The 18,640-nt window shown below is 38.8% G+C and carries 14 protein-coding genes; 3 read left to right on the top strand and 11 right to left on the bottom strand.

Features of this window, described 5'->3' with window-relative positions:
* Positions 1 to 125: 125 nt before the first annotated feature.
* The 3 genes from pepF to ACVRZH_RS04715 all read right to left on the bottom strand — a co-directional run bounded on the left by pepF (position 126) and on the right by ACVRZH_RS04715 (position 3,732).
* Positions 126 to 1,931, bottom strand: a complete 1,806-nt coding sequence (pepF, locus tag ACVRZH_RS04725; protein ID WP_447454169.1) for an oligoendopeptidase F — start codon at positions 1,929 to 1,931, stop codon at positions 126 to 128.
* Between the two features lie 101 nt (positions 1,932 to 2,032).
* Positions 2,033 to 2,974, bottom strand: coding sequence for a competence protein CoiA (locus tag ACVRZH_RS04720; protein ID WP_447454168.1), 942 nt, complete (start codon positions 2,972 to 2,974; stop codon positions 2,033 to 2,035).
* 38 nt (positions 2,975 to 3,012) lie between these two features.
* Positions 3,013 to 3,732 carry a pseudouridine synthase gene (locus tag ACVRZH_RS04715; protein WP_447454167.1) on the bottom strand — a complete coding sequence of 240 codons (720 nt, stop codon included), beginning with the start codon at positions 3,730 to 3,732 and terminating at the stop codon, positions 3,013 to 3,015.
* Between the two features lie 74 nt (positions 3,733 to 3,806).
* Here ACVRZH_RS04715 and ACVRZH_RS04710 point away from each other — a divergent pair, with 74 nt between their 5' ends.
* The gene (locus ACVRZH_RS04710) at positions 3,807 to 4,355 is read left to right on the top strand and encodes a glutathione peroxidase (RefSeq protein ID WP_447454166.1); all 549 of its coding nucleotides are present in this window, start codon (positions 3,807 to 3,809) and stop codon (positions 4,353 to 4,355) included.
* Positions 4,356 to 4,476: 121 nt separating this feature from the next.
* Here the strand turns inward: ACVRZH_RS04710 and nagB are convergent, their stop codons facing one another.
* Positions 4,477 to 5,184: a glucosamine-6-phosphate deaminase gene (gene nagB / locus ACVRZH_RS04705; protein WP_447454165.1), complete on the bottom strand. Its 708-nt coding sequence runs from the start codon at positions 5,182 to 5,184 to the stop codon at positions 4,477 to 4,479.
* 224 nt (positions 5,185 to 5,408) lie between these two features.
* On the opposite strand from nagB, the gene queA reads away from it, so the two are divergent.
* Together queA and ACVRZH_RS04695 are read left to right on the top strand one after the other, a co-directional pair.
* Positions 5,409 to 6,437: a tRNA preQ1(34) S-adenosylmethionine ribosyltransferase-isomerase QueA gene (queA, locus tag ACVRZH_RS04700; protein WP_447454164.1), complete on the top strand. Its 1,029-nt coding sequence runs from the start codon at positions 5,409 to 5,411 to the stop codon at positions 6,435 to 6,437.
* A 17-nt stretch (positions 6,438 to 6,454) separates the two neighbouring features.
* Positions 6,455 to 7,519, top strand: a complete 1,065-nt coding sequence (locus ACVRZH_RS04695; protein WP_447454163.1) for a YdcF family protein — start codon at positions 6,455 to 6,457, stop codon at positions 7,517 to 7,519.
* Between the two features lie 145 nt (positions 7,520 to 7,664).
* Here ACVRZH_RS04695 and ACVRZH_RS04690 read toward each other — a convergent pair whose 3' ends face one another.
* The 7 genes from ACVRZH_RS04690 to ACVRZH_RS04660 all read right to left on the bottom strand — a co-directional run bounded on the left by ACVRZH_RS04690 (position 7,665) and on the right by ACVRZH_RS04660 (position 18,626).
* Positions 7,665 to 8,684: a serine hydrolase gene (locus ACVRZH_RS04690; protein WP_447454162.1), complete on the bottom strand. Its 1,020-nt coding sequence runs from the start codon at positions 8,682 to 8,684 to the stop codon at positions 7,665 to 7,667.
* Between the two features lie 307 nt (positions 8,685 to 8,991).
* Positions 8,992 to 9,741: a PHP domain-containing protein gene (locus ACVRZH_RS04685; RefSeq protein ID WP_447454173.1), complete on the bottom strand. Its 750-nt coding sequence runs from the start codon at positions 9,739 to 9,741 to the stop codon at positions 8,992 to 8,994.
* 1 nt (position 9,742) lies between these two features.
* Positions 9,743 to 10,405: a DNA alkylation repair protein gene (locus ACVRZH_RS04680; RefSeq protein ID WP_447454161.1), complete on the bottom strand. Its 663-nt coding sequence runs from the start codon at positions 10,403 to 10,405 to the stop codon at positions 9,743 to 9,745.
* Entirely contained in the window at positions 10,395 to 14,006 is a 3,612-nt protein-coding gene (gene addA / locus ACVRZH_RS04675) for a helicase-exonuclease AddAB subunit AddA (RefSeq protein WP_447454160.1), read from the bottom strand. Before addA ends, ACVRZH_RS04680 begins: the two co-directional genes overlap by 11 nt.
* Complete coding sequence (gene rexB, locus ACVRZH_RS04670) at positions 14,003 to 17,239, bottom strand: ATP-dependent nuclease subunit B (RefSeq protein WP_447454159.1); 3,237 nt, start codon at positions 17,237 to 17,239, stop codon at positions 14,003 to 14,005. The genes addA and rexB overlap by 4 nt, the downstream gene beginning before the upstream one ends.
* Positions 17,240 to 17,417: 178 nt before the next feature.
* Positions 17,418 to 18,272: a dTDP-4-dehydrorhamnose reductase gene (rfbD, locus tag ACVRZH_RS04665; protein ID WP_447454158.1), complete on the bottom strand. Its 855-nt coding sequence runs from the start codon at positions 18,270 to 18,272 to the stop codon at positions 17,418 to 17,420.
* Between the two features lie 18 nt (positions 18,273 to 18,290).
* A complete protein-coding gene (locus ACVRZH_RS04660; protein ID WP_447454157.1) occupies positions 18,291 to 18,626 on the bottom strand; it encodes a metal-sulfur cluster assembly factor in 336 nt (111 codons plus the stop codon).
* Between the last annotated feature and the right edge of the window lie 14 nt (positions 18,627 to 18,640).

Here is an 18,640-nt window from a genome sequence, read left to right as displayed (position 1 = left end):
GATTCCGAAACTTTGACAACTTTAAAAGAAGGATTTTGATTGCCTTGAACATCAAAAAGGAGAGAACCAATCTGATTCTCTCCAGATGTTAGCTTTTCATCTACCCACTACAGTTGACAAAGAGCCTAATTTAAATGCGCTCCCTTTGCAACGAGGCTCTCAAGTTCTGCCAAGCGTTTTTCAAAGACAGCAAATGCAGCTTCAAGATAAGCTGATTCAGACATGTCAACTCCAGCTTTTTTAATAACATTTAATGGGTAGTCTGAATTACCTGCCTTGAGGTAATCAAGGTATTTGTCCTTGTCTTCTTGCGTGCCATTGACAATCTTATCTGCCAAGAAATTAGCGGCCGCAAAACCTGTTGAATACTGGTAAACGTAGTAGTTGTAGTAGAAATGTGGAATTCTCGCCCACTCATACTGGATTTCTGGATTGTCTTCATTAGACAGACCATAGTATTTTTCATTCAACTCAGCATAAAGGTTATTTAGGAATTCACTTGTCAAGACCTCACCTGCCTGGTCTGCCTTATGAATGGCATCTTCAAACTCGGCAAACTGGGTTTGACGGAAGATTGTACCACGGAAACCATCAAGATAATTGTTCAAAATCGCAAAACGGACTTTATCATCAGTCACTTCGTTAAGCAAGGTTTCTGTCAAAATATTCTCATTTGTTGTTGACGCAATCTCTGCTAAGAAAATGCTATAATCTCCGTAAACATAAGGTTGATTTTCACGAGTGAAGGTCGAGTGTAAGCTGTGACCTGTTTCATGTACCAAAGTATAAAGGTTATCCAGAGTATCTTGCCAGTTTAAGAGCATGAAGGCTTTGGTGTCATAAGAACCTCCCGAATAAGCTCCCGAACGCTTACCTTTGTTTTCATAAACATCAATCCAACGTTCTGTAAATGCCGCATGAACACGGTCTGCGTAGTCCTTACCAAAGATAGATAAGACTTCTTCAGACTTAGCCAATGCTTCATCGTAGGTAAAGCTCAAATCTGTCTGTGACAACGGCGTGTACATATCATACATCTTCAAATCATCCAAACCAAGAATGTCTTTGCGCAATTTGATGTAGCGATGTAATAACGGTAAATGTTTATTAACTGTTTCAACTAAGGTATCGTAAACAGATTCTGGTATAAAGTTTGCTGCTAATGCTGCTTCGCGTGCAGAGCTAAAACGACGTACCTTTGCCTTGAAATTATGCACCTTAACATTCGTCTGTAAGGTCTTTGCATAAGTGTGTTGGAATTGCTCATAGGTGCTATACATGCCTTCGTAGGCTTCACGACGCACTTCACGATTAGGATTTTCCATCAAACTGATATAGTTACCATGCGTCAACTCGATAACATCTCCCTCACCATCCGGCACATAAGGGAAACGAATATCAGCATTGTCAAGAATACCAAACGTCTCGCTAGCAGCTCCAAAAATCTCACTTGCTCCCGCCAATAACTCTTCTTCTGTTTTGGACAAGACATGCTCTTTTTGGTGCATCAAACGTTCATAGTAATGAGCATAAGGTAATAAGCCCTCCTCATCTGCCATCAACTGCTCAAGCGTTTCCTGACTCATCGCCATAAATTCTGGTTCAAAGTAAGCAAACACTTCTGAAAACTTAGCGTAGAGAGCTGTGGCTTTGGCACGGTATTCTTGATACTTAGCAACTGTTGTATCTTGGTCATTTTTCATTGATGCATAGACATATAATGTTTCAAGACGACGCATCAGATCAAGTTGTAACTCAGTGGCTTTCAATAGGTTTTCACTTGATGTGACTAACTGACCTTCATAAGCACGACCCGCTTCAACATCGGCCGATAAGGTTTCAAATCCCGCTTCCCAAGCTTCATCTGTTGGGAAAACAGTCGTTAAATCCCATGTGTATTTTTCATCTAAATGACGACGATTTTCTGACATTTTATTCCTCTTTTCTGATAAATATACCCTATTTTACCATAAAATAAGCCAGGAGGGAGGATTTTCGTGAGTATTTTCCTACCAAATCCCTCATCATCTTGCTAGTTTCTCAGGATATAAGCAGGTGAGTATAGGATTTGATAGGTTTTATCCTCCTGTGCTTGGTAAAACCTGTCAAAATGCTGGTAATATGTCGTTAAATCCTCTGTGATTTGAGGAAAGTCTGATGCTACCAATCTGGGCAATCTCACTTGAGGGTAAAAAGCTTCTAGTGGTCTGGTCAAGAGATTGTCGCCTTGTTCGTAAGCCATTGCCTGCTCCTTTAGCCAAAAAGTTGATTTATAATAGAGTTGCTTTTGGATATAGGTGTGTATAGCTTGATTTTGATAGACCTTTAGATGATGGCATTTTTGCTTTAAAAAAGGCAAACGGAAATCCGACAAAGTAAGCTCATCAAAAGGAACAATCCTTGTGAGATGGTGTACCTGCCCCTCCAAATCTTCATGAATAAGGTATTTTAAGCGCAAAAGCCCTTTCTTATCATCCAGTTCCCACAAGTGAAAGCCCATGTTTTTGGAGAAATAAAGACAGTCTCTGTGTAACTGCGTTAACTTTTTTCCCAACCATAGCTTTTCGCCTAATAGCCACCGAACCTGAAAACCAGCTTCGAGATATGACTGTGTCCGTTCTCGCAAGCGGTCATGTGATAATGGGCTACACTGAACCTCTAAAATCAGTTGCTGGTTAACGAGCACATCTGCAATCTGCTGGATATCGGCAAATAAATACTCAATGTGAACATCCTCTGTGAGTGATAAGGATTGATATAAAGATGCTTTTAAATTCAAATGCTCAGCACTTTCATTTTCCTGATACCATGTACAGTCTTTTAAGCGCTTATGGGCAAAATGTGGACGATAGCGTGTTCCCCGTTTCAAAATAACCTGACCCCGACAAGCTGGACAAGAAAACAATTTCCCCCTGACAGTAGGGTTATCAACCAGACATATCAAGGCACCTGTTTCATCGTAAGCTGATAACATATTCCCCCCTTACTTTATTATTCGTCAAAAAAAGCCTTTTAATCAAAAAAGGCCAATAAATCATCTGCTTCTTTTTCTGTCAATGTCCGATAAGTCCCCAATGCCAATGTCTCATCTAACTTAAAAGGACCAAAGGAAATTCGCTTGAGGTGAGTAACTTTTAAGCCATAAGCCAAAAACATCTTTTTGACCTGATGAAATTTCCCTTCAGAAATCATCAGTCTGGCTCTACTCTCCTGATTACCTTGAGCTAAGATGGTCAATTCTGCTGGTTGACAACGTGTCCCATCTAAAAAGACAACTCCTTTTCGAAAGAAAGCAACGGCATCATATGCGAGAAAGCCATTGACCGTCACCTCATAAATCTTAGTCACATGATAACTGGGATGTAGCATGCGATAACCCAATGGACCGTTGTTGGTCATTACAATCAGTCCTTCTGTATCTCTATCCAAGCGACCAATCGGGTAGAGACCTTCTCGTCTGTCTGGTTCAGCAATTAAATCGACAACAGTCTGATGTAACTCATCTGATACTGCCGTCACCACTCCACTTGGCTTGTTTAAAAGGTAATAAACAGCCCCTTGGGCTTGAAGACGCTGTTCTTTGACACAAATCTCTTGCAAAACAGGATCGACAATCTGGCTACCTTTATGAGCTACCAAACCATTAACAGTAACCTGTCTGGCTTTGATGAGTTTTTTAATCTCATTACGTGAACCATAACCTGCGGTTTCTAAACACTTATCTAATCTCATAAGTCTATTTTATCATATCCAGTCATCATGCGTCAGCTAATGGGATATGCTATAATAAACTTACCTAGAAAGGAATGACCACTATGATTTATGACTACTCACTCAACAATCGTCACGAAGATGAGATTTCTCTAAAAACCTTCAAAGGCAAAGTCCTCCTCATCGTCAACACTGCAACGGGATGCGGCTTCACACCACAATACAAGGATTTACAAGCCTTATATGACAAATACCACGACGTTGGTTTGGAAATCATTGATATCCCTTGTAATCAGTTTAACCAACAAGCCTCTGGTAGCGACGAGGATATCTATCAGTTTTGCCAATTGAACTACCAAACCCAGTTTGAGCAAATGGCCAAATCAGATGTCAACGGTGACAATGCTCTACCTCTCTATACCTATTTAAAAAGCCAGCAAGCCTTCAAAGGATTCGGTATCAGCCCCAAAGGGCTTGCTATGTCAGCCTTTTTAAAAACCTTAGATAGCAACTATAAAAATACCCCTGACATCAAATGGAATTTCACAAAATTTTTAGTATCTCGTGATGGAGATGTTGTTGCTCGCTTTGAACCAACTGTAAACATGACAACTGTTGAGAAGGCTATCACAGACTTGCTTTAACAAGATTAATTGAAAACATTACAAAAACAAAAAACGACCCGTCAAGGCTGTCACATGACAAGACAGTTCTGACGGGTCATTTATTAAAGTGTAACAAATCTTTATATGGCTAATTAATCTTTTACAGTGATAAACGACTAGTTGCAGCTTCGTCTGCAATAACAATCACATCTGGGTGTTGTTGCAAGGCACTAGCTGGTAAATCTTCGGTCATCTCACCTTCTACCATACCATAAATGGCATCTGCTTTTTCACTACCATAAGCAAAAAGAACAATCGTCTTAGCTGATAAAATTGACGCAATCCCCATTGACAGAGCCTGTCTAGGCACATCTTCTTCTTTCTCAAAGAAACGTGCGTTGGCTTCAATCGTATTCTCAGCCAAAGCAACCAAATGTGTCTGACTATCAAAAGGTGTCCCTGGCTCATTAAAGCCGATATGTCCATTACGTCCGATACCTAAAATTTGTAGGTCAATCGGGTTGTCTGCAATCACCTGATTATAGCGCTTAGCCTCAATATCAAGATCTTCAGCTTTACCGTTTGGAAGATAGCTCACTTTAAAGGGCTTGTCGTTAAATAAGTTTTGTGCCATGAAATAATGGTAAGATTGGTCGTTATCTGCTGACAAACCTACATACTCATCCAAATTGATACTGACCATATCTGAAAAATCAAGATCACTGGCAATGATTTTTTGATAAAAATGAATTGGTGAACTTCCTGTTGCTAGACCAAGTGTTTTTGCCCCAGCAGCAATCTTTTCTGACAATAACTCAAAAGCAACCTTTGCACCTTCTTCTTGCGACTGAACTCTGATAACTTTCATATTTCCCTCCTGTTTGGTATATACCAAATATCTTACCTTTATTATACGGTATAGACCAATATTTGTCAATGAAATGTCGAACCCTTTTATAATAAAATAACCAATTAATTTCCTACATCTAATAGCTATAATAGCTGTTTTTAGATAAATCTTGACACATCAGACCTCATTTGACAGCCTTTCTATGATATAATAAGTAAGATTGACAACTGTAAGGAGAAGATATGCATACAAACGATTTTGATTTTGATTTACCAGAAGAACTGATTGCCCAAACACCGCTTGAGCAGAGAGATAGCTCTAAACTCTTAGTCATTGATAGAGAGAAAAAAACAATGGTCGATCACCATTTTGATCATATCTTGAATGAGCTAAACCCTGGTGATGCTTTGGTGATGAACAATACCCGCGTCCTGCCTGCTAGACTTTATGGTGAAAAACCTGATACGCATGGTCACGTCGAATTCCTACTCTTAAAAAATATCACTGGGGATCAATGGGAAGTGCTAGCCAAACCTGCTAAACGATTGAAAGTCGGGACAAAAGTCAGCTTTGGTGATGGTCGCTTGATGGCTACTGTCACTGAAGAATTAGAACATGGTGGTCGCATTGTGACTTTCACTTACGACGGAATATTCTTAGAAGTGCTAGAAAGTCTAGGTGAGATGCCCTTACCACCATACATTCATGAAAAACTAGCTGACCGTGATCGTTATCAAACTGTCTATGCTAAAGAGAACGGTTCTGCTGCTGCTCCAACTGCGGGCCTTCATTTCACCAAAGAATTATTGGCGAAAATTGAAGCCAAAGGGGTAAAATTGGTCGAATTAACCCTCCATGTAGGACTTGGTACCTTCCGTCCTGTCTCTGTTGACAATCTTGATGACCACGATATGCACTCTGAGTTTTACAGTCTATCAACACAGGCAGCAGAAACGCTAAACGAGGTCAAAGTAAATGGCGGTCGCATCGTCGCCGTCGGTACAACATCCATTCGTACGCTTGAAACCATCGGTCAAAAATTTAAGGGAAAACTGCAAGAAGACTCTGGTTGGACCAATATTTTCATTAAACCTGGTTACCAATTTACCATAGTTGATGCTTTTTCAACGAACTTCCACTTACCAAAATCAACTTTGGTCATGTTGGTATCAGCATTTGCTGGACGGGAATTTGTCTTAGAAGCCTACAAACATGCTGTCACTGAAAAATACCGATTTTTCAGCTTTGGTGACGCCATGTTCGTGAAATAAGCGCGTGAGGACTAACGATGCTTTACATAACACTGTTATCCATTGCTCTTTTTATCGCCAATCTTGTCATTGAACGACGTAATCTACTGTCTGGCTTTACCTTCGGCTTAGCTAGTGGGACAACTCTGCTCTACCTTCTTATCTCCGTGGAAATGAGTGAAGCCTTCAAAAACCTGTTCTGGCTAAGAACCATTGTCATGATTATCGTTGTCGCCATAGCCATGACTCTCTTAGCAGGTCCCCTCTTGTTAAATCTTACTTTCCTCTACAACGGGGTCAAAATCCTGAGACGTGAAGGCTTTTCCTTTAGAAATATGTTGTCGCTAGGCTTGGGGATTATCATACCACTATATCTTATTATCTTTCCGATAATCACTAAGCATATTCAACCAAATAGCTTCTTAGCAATAATTGAAGTTTACATCGGTCTAGTCATTTTCTATCTCATCGCCCAAGCCTCACTGTATACTGTCTCAAGCTTGATTAACATGATTAATCTCCCTCAAAAGAATATTGATTACATTATTGTTTTAGGTGCTGGTCTGATGGGAACAGAGGTGACACCGCTTTTAGCTAGTCGTATCAACAAGGCTATCAAACTTTATCGGAAACAAACCAGTGCCAAACTCATCATGTCTGGTGGACAAGGCCATGACGAAGTGATTTCAGAAGCTCTCGCCATGAGTAACTATGCCATAAGACAAGGTATTCCAAAACAGGATATCCTCTTAGAAGATAAGGCAACTACCACTGAAGAGAACGTCAGGTTTAGCTACGATTTAATACCAAAACCTAGTAAGATTGCCATTGTAACGAATTCTTATCATATTTTCAGAGCCTTATTAATCGCTCGACAAGAGGGCGTCAAGTGTATCGGTTATGGGGCATCATCTAAATTCTATTTTAGTTTAAATGCCTTTATCCGTGAATTTATCGCTTATCTATCCATTAGCCGTAAAAAGCATATGATTATTTTGTTAGGCCTATTCATCCTTTTAATGATTGGCTATGTTTTAAGTGTGCTACTAGTTCCCATTATCCAACAAAATCATTTAGCAGCTTTTATATCCTTAAACCGATAAGCGAAAACATGAATGCAAACAAGATTCGTTATCCCCTATACAAAAAACCTACCAGTCCATCATAGATATGATAATCTGGTAGGTTTTTTGCTTCTCCAATCTCATAAAGTTCTGTGGTGAACGTCATTTCTTCAGAGAGTTTTATCTAAGGGTTTTGATTAACTCTATGCCACTCGTTAATGACATAAGTCAATTGTGTTAAGAGATGATAGCCGTAAGGATTTACTTCTGTATCAGCTGCCGAAGCACCTCCTAAACCAGCCGTATAAAGGGCAATCAAATAAGGTGTTTCCTCATAAACAATGGCATCAATATTTAGAGCTTCTGCAACATAACCAGGTTTTTGGTAAATGGTTAAATTCGGCCAGTAAGCTTTATAATATTGATTTGGAAAGGATTCACCAATAAATGCTAAAATATCCTCATATTCCTTTTGGTGATGCCATAAATAGTCTAACACCTGAATGTAGAAATCTGTAGTCGTCTTGTTACCATTGTTGATATCAATCGTTTTCAAATCTGACTTAGATTTGCCATAACGTTCCATGGCCTTATAGGCTTTTGAAAAACCACCTAGCATTTGCACCAAACCATGTGCTGGCGTGTTTTCAGAGTAAACCAAAGAATACCGTTGCATTTCTGGGATAGTCATCGATTCACCAAATTGTCCCAAATAAGCTAAAAATTCATATTCATTTTCATACTGAACCTTGGAGATATCGTATTCCTTAGTCATGGAAAACCGACCTGAACGCACGCCATCTACTACCAACATATTCAATGGTAATTTATATGTTGAACCCGCAGTCATCGGTTGCTCGTCATTCATGCTAAACATTTGCCCTGTTTCCATGTTTTTATAAGAAAAGGCAACACTGTCATACGGAATACCAAATTCATCTAAATAAGCCTTAACCGTTTCTTCTAAGCTGAGATTAGGATAATCATAGTATAGACCATAATAATCCATTATCGCCAAATCTTCATCCATAACCTTTTGCTTAGCCGCCTGACTTTTCTCAGGTATTTTTATCGGTTTGATCTCTTTTTTAACAGTATCCTTATTCTTTGGCTCCTCTTTTGACTGAGGTTTTGTGGCTATAACAGCACACAGAAGCCCTAACCAAACTAAACCTGTTAACACCGCCATTAATTTTTGTTTCATTACGATCCCCATCATAGCTCTGGACAGCCACGCCCAGTTGATTTTTAGATATTTACTATCAAGTCCTAATCACACAATCAACACTAATAAAGATTGGAGCAAAGTCACCAACCTCTTAACCAATTAGTGGTAGACGATTAACCAACCTAGTCAACCTTGAAAACGGCAGGTTGTTGATGCCATAACATCATTTATTATCTCTAGTATTATAGGCTATATTGATTAAAATCTCAACTATTTTCACAATGTGTAAACGTTTTTATTTTGAGTGTTATTTAGTGGTGTTAATAAGGTTTGAGAACATTGACTAGGACAATATCATTAGGTGATTTCGATCAAACCCCAAACGATCTAACCAATCTTCTAACCTATCAAAATCCAAGCGATAATGAGCTAAATGGTGACCATCAGAACCAATTGTGTAAGTCACACCTTCAATGTCATTCAATAAACCTAGAGCATATACATATAGAGCTTCATTGCCATAAGAAAAAAGACTTTTAGTGTTCAATTCAAAGGCAAGATTGTAGTGGACCATTTTTTGAAAAATGGCTTTCAGTTGCTCTTCAAACTGACTTAACTGATTAACCGTTAACCCTAGCTTTCTAAACCCATAATCAAAATGAGCTAAAACATCTGCATCTACTCGACCAATCGCATACTCTAAGCGGGATAAATAATCCGTCAGAACATCTTGCCAAGGTTCATCAAAAACATCCGACTGTAAATAATCGTAACGCCCATTGTGATGAATGGACAACAGTTTTAAATCGTAAGCCTTACCGTTCAGATAAGCTAGGATATCTGCTTCTCTAGGTTCATAGTACCCAATTTCAATCCCTTTTCTAAGACGATAATGATACTGTTTATTGAGACGATCTACTTCTCTAAAATAAGCTTCAGCATCTGGAATATCGTCCGATCCTGTATAAGGATTGGACAAATCAAAATGCTCAGTGGTCACCACAAGACCATTACTATGTAAAAGATACTCCTCTAAACTTTGGTCAGAATCAAATGAAAAGGAACTATGTAAATGACAATCTTGTAGCAAAATATCACCTCCTAAGTCTAGCTGCTATCCAATCTGGTGCATAGGCTGATGTACAACCTTTAGCGACAATCATATCACGATAGACACCTAGTGCAGTGGAGCGTCTAATAATATCATCACAATACTCAGGATAATTCACAGCAATCTCAACCAAACAGTGATTCATAACCCAACGGGTCACTTCAGGACTATCTGCCAAGTGGTCAAAGATATAGGTTAACTTCTCTGATACTTCATCAGTAGCAAGTTCTTTATGTTTCACCCTATCAATCTCTATACGCCAAGCCAAACGCTCTTTAACACTATCATCTGAAGCAAATAAAACTTCTTTCAAGCTAACTTTTTCCGAATGATGACTCAAAACCCTGTCGACAAGTTTATCCAGTACTTGGAGAGATAAACTTGTGTCCAATAATTCTTCAATCTCTAAGAGAGTCATATGAGGGGGAGACATGATTTCTATAGCCAGTAATTGTGCTTCTAAAATGGCTGTCCGCCATAGAGGGATAGCTAATTCTGGACGTTTACGATACTCTTTGCCTAGTGACCTAATAGTCCCCATCAACACCCCAATGTATGGTTGTTTTTCGCCAGCTTTTTCATAACGCTTGATAACACTTGGATTTTTCTGTGTTTCCAGTCTTTGTAAAATGAAATCAACTGTCATAGCTTACCACGTCAAGCTCTTTTCCACCTAAAAGTACCAAATAAGTCTCCACCTTTTCAATACCATAAGCCTGTCGCAAAGCTTGGGCATAGAGCGCCATTTGCCCTTTATAGCGTTCTTTTAATTCGCCACTATGCTCAAAACGGTCTGTCTTATAGTCAAAGAGGACAATCTTGTCATCAAAAAGTAAGTAGCCATCAATAATACCTCGCATCACAAATGACTCACCTGATTCCTTATCCGGATGTAACATGGCAAAAGGTGCTTCTCGGTGTAACCTATCTAAATGCTTTTGAATGGTTTGTCCTAAGTCTGTCGAAAAAAAGGCTTGAACATGGGTGAGGTCTAAACTTTCTTTAACACTATCATCTGCCTTGACTTCATCTAAAGTAGACTGAATGATATCCAATGTCACCTCTTGTTCGAGAGGAAGGCGCTGCATCAATTCATGTAAGGCAGAACCTTTTGCAGCACCTGTTACCTTAACCTTATTGGAAAAATCTGGTAATGTAAAGCTAGCTTTAAGAGGCTTTTTCTCGATAATGTCCATACCCTCTGTTTCTAAAACAGGTTCATAATAAGCCTTAACCTGGCTAGGTGTTCTAACCGTTGGTAACTTAATCGCTTTTTCATAAGTCTGGTTTAAGCGATCAACACTTTCCATCATATCAAGGGCTCGCTTAATGGTATCTGACTGTCTGTTCTCTGTTAAGTCATCTATCTTAATTGGCAAAACAGGTTGTAATTGACCAATTTGCTCAGTTGTCAAATCAGCATCTGTGACATAAGAAAGTTTGATACCCAAATCTGCACTTGGAAAGGCTTCAAAAATAGCCAAAAACCAATCTTGAAAGCTCGTCATAGTCTCACGCGCCTTAACCGTCAACCGACCACCCTTACTTTCATTAGAATACTTGTTCTCCAATTTTTCCCTACTGCCCTTACCAACCAAATACAACTTCTGTTCAGCGCGTGTCATAGCTACATAAAGTAAGCGCATGTGTTCTGAAAGACGGGCTAGTTTGGCTTCACGTTGATTAAATTGGTAAGATAAAGTATTCATAGACACTTTGACATGTGGCAAATCAGTGCTATCAGCAAATCTTTCTTTCATATCCGCTACATACTTGATACCAATCCCCTTATGTCGACTCAAAATAAGCGGTGCCATCTCATCTGGTCTATCAAATGGTTTATCCATATTTAAGACAAACACATACTTAAATTGTAAGCCTTTTGATTTGTGTATAGTCATCAGATTGACTGCATCTTTTGGCACAGGTATCTCGACATCGGCTAGATCATTTTGACTAGCTAAAATACGGTCAATCATGCTAATAAATCGAGATAAACCTTTAAAACCTGTTTTTTCAAAGCTATCTGCTCTCAAAGCCAAGGCATATAGATTAGCTTGACGTTTTTCACCATTAGACATGGCACCGACATGATCATAATATAACCTATCTTGATAAATTTTCCATATCAAATCATGTAAACGATTGATTTTTGAATAATCTCGCCATTGGGTTAAGGTAGACATAAAGCGATCAATCTTGCTCATCAACTCATCAGTGATCAAGTCCGGCTCTTTGCCAGTCTTCGTTTGAGCTAAATGTAATTTATGATAAAATGCCATACGCTGACCTTGTAATGACAGACGTGTCAAGTCATCTTCCGTCAATTGAAACATGGGTGATTTCAGAAGCGCTATAAGCGGATAATCATTTAATGGATTGTTGATAGTTCGTAGCGTATCAAGCATAACCATGACTTCTAAAGACTGTAGGTAGTTTTGCTGCCCACCATCGGTAACTAATGGAATACCATGTCTTTCAAAAGCTGACAAAATAGCCTTATTACGTGATCGAGATGCTACTAATAAGGTGATATCCTTAAAGGCAACTCCTTCTTCTTGGTGAAGCCTAATAATCTCTTTGATGACTAACTCCACTTCTCCTTTACTGATCAATTGTTCAGTATCATCAGACACCTTATCCGTATCATAAATCAAATACTCTGTTTCATTTTTGGGATTGGCAACCATTTGACCAGCACTACCAGCTACCAATTGATGCTTATCATCGTAAGTAATCTCACCAACCGCTTCATCCATCAGACGTGAAAAAATACTGTTTGTTGCTTTTAAAACCTCATTTTGACTACGGAAATTTTCCTTAAGTAAAATTAACTCACCTTGACTATCTGGTTGTTGATAGTCCTTAAACTTTTGATTAAATAATTGAGGATCTGCTTGACGGAAACGGTAAATAGACTGCTTAATATCGCCAACCATAAAACGATTATGACCATTAGACAGCAAGTCTAGCATGGCTTCTTGGGTATGGTTGGTGTCTTGATACTCGTCCACCATAACTTCATGAAAACGATTCTGATAAGACTGTCGCACATCGGCATCATTTTCTAAAATAGCAATCGCCAAATGACTGATATCAGCAAACTCAAACGCATTTTCAGCCTTTTTACGTTCGAAGTATTGGGCTTGAAAATCCAATACAAAGGATTTTAATAAGTCTAACAGTGGCAACATTTCTGGTTGATAATCCAAAATAGTGTCTAAATGCCTAAATTCAGACAACTGGGTTTGCAACTCTTTGAACACAGGGTATTTAGTCCCAGCTACTGTAATCTCTGAACTGGAAGGTAAGAGTTCAGAAACCTCTAAAGCTAATCGCCCTAGCCCCTCTTTACCATAGTGAATTGAAAAATCAGCAACCCATTCCCGTAATTGAATAATCATTACCTGGTGTTTTTTGTATGTTGCTGTTGGAGCTCCTTTAGCTGTGGTTTGTTTATAATCAGGTAAGTTCGTTATATCTTCCAAAGCATCTGCTGTCATTGAAATGCTATCTAAAAAACCTTGAATCATCTCATCTGGTAAGACTCTTGTTTGGGATTGTTCCCTTGCTGATAACATGAAAACATCTTCCATCCACCGTCTTGGATTAGCCGTTGATTGAATGAACTGGTAAATACGTTTAACTGCGTCTTGAAAGCCCTTATCATCCTTACGACCAATTGAAAAATTACGCACTAAACGATCAAATAGTAGATGGTCTTTGCCGCTCATGTAAGATGTGAATAAATCTTGATAGATGTCCTGTTGCATCACATCTTGCTCACTTTTATCCGTTAAGATACGAAACTGTGGCGAAATTCCTAGCAGATAACCATACTCCGAAACAAGTTTTTGAGTGAAAGCATCCATAGTCCCAATATCAGCAACAGGTAAATCAACTAACTGTTGCGACAGGTGTTGTCTAAGCACCTCATCATCAGTATTACGGATAGCTTTTTTCAACTCTTTTTCAAGACGCTCTCTTAGCTCTCCTGCAGCTTTAACTGTAAATGTTGATATAAATAAAGCCTTGATTGAGACACCTCTAAGCAGTTTATCAACAATACGTTCAACCATAACAAAGGTCTTTCCAGATCCAGCAGAGGCTGACACAAGAATGTTATGACCATAGGTGTAGATAGCTTGAATTTGCTCTGGTGTTCGCTTTTGAGCTTTATCACTTGTTGCTTCTAAAACCTGTAACTCTTTTATCTCTTGTGGCGTTAAAAATGATTTAAAACTCATTTATCAAGCTCTCCTCTCATCGTCTGTAAAATGACTTCTTTATTATCTTTTCTAGGAAAATCTGTCAATAGACGAGCATATGACATGTGGCGATTCGCTTCAAATCCAGTAATCGCTTTAAACTGTCTACCTAAAACAGATTGACCATCCTTGGTGTAAGGATTGATAGAAAAATGTCCAGAAAGAATTTTCTCAGCTGCTTCTTGATACAATTTAAAGGTATAAGCAATCATCACTTCAAACTCTTCCGCTGTAAACTGAGATTTTTGGCTCGCATAATGTTGATTAAGACGATTGGTCTGACTATCTAGAAAAAGCCCCTTGTAACGAAGATCATTATGGGCTTGAGCCAAAACCTCATCTGTTGACTTCGTCTTTGCTAAATGAATATGTGGCTCCTGCATATGCAAGTACATAGCTCCAAAAATAGAATGAGCCTGTAGCGACTGGTCTTTTGTCAAAGCGGTAATATAGGTCATCAATTGTGGACTGATCTTATTATAAAATTCACCTAGGTTAAAACTCCTGTCACTTGACTTATAATCGACAACGCCATAACTAGCCAAATCTTTTAAGCGATCAAGACGGTCAATCTTTCCTCGAATACTAAGCTGATAGCCATTGGTTAGATCAATTATATTTTGGTTGTCACCTCCAAAAACCGCTTCTTCAGCGACAATATCAATTACCGAGTTATCACGTAAAATCAAACTGGTAGCATGAGCAATATCTTCTAAAATACGTTGTGTATATTGACTTTGTTCATCATAATTATAAACAGCATTATAATCTGGTTCTTGTTTAGTCGTCTCAATAGCCTGCTGTAATTTAGCATCAAAATCTTGAGCTGATGGATTTGATAAAACTAACTCAAACACACGATGTAGGAAGTTACCATAGGACCTTGCATCAGGGTGTATCGAAATATCCTCTTGTAACCCTAAAACATAACGTAAAAAGAAGCCATATTCATTATTATAAAACTCTGTCAAGGCTGAAGTGGATAATTGGAATAGCTGGTCTTTCGGGTATCTCACTAAAATAGCTTCCTGAGATACAGGACCCAAAGATAAGTCATCTGTCACTTCCGGCAAAGAAAGACCCTCTTTAGCTAGGCGTTTCTTCAAGGTTCGAATGGCAACCGACCAGAAGGTCTGTTCTTCCTTGCTAAAATCTCCAAGGGTTAAATCAGATTGGTAAAAATCAATCAAACGGGATAATAGACCGTAATAAGATCCCAGATCATCAACAGCTGTCCCTCTAGATCCTTTTTCCTCCGTGGGTAAACCAAGTTTAACCAGTAACTGCAAATAGCTGGACGAACCTTCTTCCCCTTCTTGATAGCGACGAGGGCTAGACAGTATTAACTGGTCTGATGCAGCATTTAATAAAGACATCAACACAAAATGATGTTTCTTTTGGTTATCTTGACTTGGAATATCCAAACGTCTTTTTGAAAGACTCTCATTGGTCTTTAGGCGCTCCTCATCTGTGATAAGAGACAGCTGCTTTGTTTGTTTTGGAAAATTGCCTTGTGTCAATCCAATAGCATAAACGATTTTAGTGGTATGTGGCTCTATCAAATCATAGGATTTCACAGTAACCACATCAACCGTTGCAGGAACAACCCTATAATCTGCCCCTTGCAAACCAGTGGTCAATAATGATAAGAAGGCTGAGACAGTCAACTTTTCTGATTGAAAAACGGTATTGATCGTTTCTAAAATCTGCGTAAACGTTCGCCACACTTCGTCATGTTGTTCTAGCTGAAGTGCGCTATCCTTATTAACCAACTCAGCTAAACGATCCGTCAACTCTACTTGCTCTAAAAAATTTGCCCACTTCGTCAATAGTTGACTAATGCTCCGTGAGGTATTAGGCTTTAAAAAGGAAATTAACGGCTCCATAATCCGTAGACGTAAGTGATTGAGTTGCTCTAGGTCAAAACGATTATCCTTATTGTGAGTAAATGCCTTTTCAAAACGAGACCATCCCTTTAAATCTGCAAAACGGACATACTGCTCAAAATTATCAATCTCATCCATAGACAATGAACCATATAAGCCTGTTTTCAAAAGATTAATCAAATCCTCAGCTCTAAAACGATAACGTTTTAATCGCTCTAATGATTCAACGAAATGAACTAGTGGATGATGAGCCATTGATTCAGCTTTACCGAGATAGTAGGGAATATCATACCGTTTAAAAAGATGACTCATTTGCAAACGATAGGCGTCAACATCTCCTAGTAAAACCAGAATATCTTTATAACGATAACCTTCAAATAATTTGGCACGAATATCACGGGCAACAGCTTCTAGTTCTGCCTTTTGTGTACTAACTTCCCAAACAATTACTGGAGATTCTGATAACTCGACATCCTTTAGTTCTTGATGAAAGCCATAACTATCCTCTACCCGATTAGAAATCACCGAGAAAGCTGTTGGTGCTACGGTTGACGACACAAATTCCGGTTTCGTTTGAAAGGTTTCTGCCATATAGCGTAAAAAATCGACACTCGCTTCATAAACATTTCCTTGTCGATAAGTGGCTTTATAAGCTTTTTGACTAGCATAAGTCCCAATAACCAGTTCATGGCACCGTTGATTTAAGAGACAAATAACCTCTTCTTCTTCTGCGGAAAAACGCGTAAAACCATCCACAATAACAACAACATCAGATAACTGATCATCTAAATGCCCTGATGAAATAGCTGCAGAAAAACGAGCTAATGGAGACTGTAAAGCCATATTATTATCACGTAAAAATACTTCAACTCCAGCAAATAACTGAACTAAATCAGCTTTTTTCTTTTCTTCAACACCTTCTAAATCCGTAATCGTCATCTGTGATTTTTTCAACTCTTGATAGAGTGATACTAACTGCTTGATAAAAGCTGCATCTTCTTTGAGTTTACCATAGCGTTGTAACTCACCATCCGCTATCTTAGACAGCACTTGATAAAAAACCATACTCAAGGCTTTTTCATCTATCGGTTTAGAGCTTTCGTTTTCTTTTAAGATAAAATACCTTGCCATTTGTGCAAAGCGCGTAATCGTTATTTCAAAAGATGCCTTTCGAGGTAGGAATTCCAAAACCTTTCGCTCTTTTTCAAAGGATAGTGAGTTTGGAGCAAGATAAAAGACCCGTTTCTGCTTATTTGAGAACGCCTTGGCCTGCTCTGCTAAAAAGGCCGTCAAATCTTGGTCCATCTCTGTATATAATAATTTCATAAGCTTATCACCTCAATATCTCTTAGACCTATTATAACAAAAAAAGCAATCGACTCATAATATTCCTCCAGTAAGGTTAAGCTAGTCTGAAATTAGCACTGTAAACTTACAAAAATAGCCATTCACTGATTTATGACTGTACAAGAAAAAACTGAGACCCGCGCCCCAGTTTATTCATTTAATCTTTGACTTCTTGTCGGTAAAATTCATGTAGTGCTTCTTGCCATGTTGGAATAACAAATCCAGTTGCTTTAGCCTTTTCTAAGCTCATTGTCGAGTTAAATGGGCGTTTAGCTTTGGCTGGGAATTGACTAGAATCCACAGGCACAACCTCAACAGCTGTGTCTTTGAGGATTTCCTTAGCAAAATCATACCATGTTGTATCTTCTTTGGCATCATTTGACAAATGATAATAGCCATAAGGTTTACGATTATCTGCCAAATGACACATAAATTCCGCCAAGGTTCTCGTCCATGTCGGACGACCATGCTGGTCATTAACAACTGTCAATCGTGGGTGAGTTTTGGCAAGATTTTGCATGGTAAAAACAAAATTTTTACCGTAGTGACCAAATACCCAAGCTGTGCGAATAATATAGAATTGACTGCTATAAGCTTCAACTGCTTCTTCACCAAGACGCTTAGTACGTCCATACTCCGTTTGAGGAGCTGGTACATCTGTTTCCAACCATTCGTCACCAATGGGTTTTTGACCATCAAAAACATAGTCAGTTGAAATGTAAACCAAGGTCGCCCCATATTTTTCACAAGCCTTGGAAATAATTTCTGTACCTGTCACATTGATGGCATAATTGAGGTCTTTACCCTCATCTTCTGCAGCATCAACAGCCGTATAAGCAGCACAATGATAAACTAGGCTAGGTTTCACCTGTTCAAAGACTTCATCAACTTTATCAGGATTAGTAATATCCATCTCTGTCACATCAACAGCAACATAATCTGTCGAACGTTCATCAAGCAAGTGACGCAACTCTGTACCAAGTTGACCACGGCTTCCTGTAATTAAAATCATTTTTGTCTCCCAATCCTTCTAGCGAATACCTAAGGCAATTCGTGCATAGCGGCTCATTTTATCCACAGACCAAGCTGGGTACCAAACTAACTTGACCTCAGTTGAGGTCACTTCTGGCACATCCTTCATGGCATCATGAATCTGGTCAGTCAATAAGTCTGCCAGTGGACAGCCCATTGTTGTCAAAGTCATATCAATCTCAGTATGCCCATCTTGCTCAAAACGGATTTCATAAACCAAGCCTAAATTAACAATATCTATTCCCAGCTCAGGGTCGATGACCATTTCAAGTGCCTCTAGGATACGATCTTTAATTTTTCCAATTTCTTCTGGCGTGTATTTTTCTTCTGTCATCGTTGTCTCTCTTT

It is taken from the genome of Streptococcus fryi, from assembly GCF_053206505.1.
The sequence above is the reverse complement of the archived record's forward strand: the minus strand, read 5'-3'. Positions and strand labels throughout refer to the sequence as shown.

Excerpts from the sequence above, each read along its gene's own strand:
- pepF (WP_447454169.1), bottom strand. The coding sequence starts at position 1,931 with ATGTCAGAAAATCGTCGTCATTTAGATGAAAAATACACATGGGATTTA.
- ACVRZH_RS04720 (WP_447454168.1), bottom strand. The coding sequence starts at position 2,974 with ATGTTATCAGCTTACGATGAAACAGGTGCCTTGATATGTCTGGTTGAT.
- ACVRZH_RS04715 (WP_447454167.1), bottom strand. The coding sequence starts at position 3,732 with ATGAGATTAGATAAGTGTTTAGAAACCGCAGGTTATGGTTCACGTAAT.
- ACVRZH_RS04710 (WP_447454166.1), top strand. The coding sequence starts at position 3,807 with ATGACCACTATGATTTATGACTACTCACTCAACAATCGTCACGAAGAT.
- nagB (WP_447454165.1), bottom strand. The coding sequence starts at position 5,184 with ATGAAAGTTATCAGAGTTCAGTCGCAAGAAGAAGGTGCAAAGGTTGCT.
- queA (WP_447454164.1), top strand. The coding sequence starts at position 5,409 with ATGCATACAAACGATTTTGATTTTGATTTACCAGAAGAACTGATTGCC.
- ACVRZH_RS04695 (WP_447454163.1), top strand. The coding sequence starts at position 6,455 with ATGCTTTACATAACACTGTTATCCATTGCTCTTTTTATCGCCAATCTT.
- ACVRZH_RS04690 (WP_447454162.1), bottom strand. The coding sequence starts at position 8,684 with ATGAAACAAAAATTAATGGCGGTGTTAACAGGTTTAGTTTGGTTAGGG.
- ACVRZH_RS04680 (WP_447454161.1), bottom strand. The coding sequence starts at position 10,405 with ATGACAGTTGATTTCATTTTACAAAGACTGGAAACACAGAAAAATCCA.
- addA (WP_447454160.1), bottom strand. The coding sequence starts at position 14,006 with ATGAGTTTTAAATCATTTTTAACGCCACAAGAGATAAAAGAGTTACAG.
- rexB (WP_447454159.1), bottom strand. The coding sequence starts at position 17,239 with ATGAAATTATTATATACAGAGATGGACCAAGATTTGACGGCCTTTTTA.
- rfbD (WP_447454158.1), bottom strand. The coding sequence starts at position 18,272 with ATGATTTTAATTACAGGAAGCCGTGGTCAACTTGGTACAGAGTTGCGT.
- ACVRZH_RS04660 (WP_447454157.1), bottom strand. The coding sequence starts at position 18,626 with ATGACAGAAGAAAAATACACGCCAGAAGAAATTGGAAAAATTAAAGAT.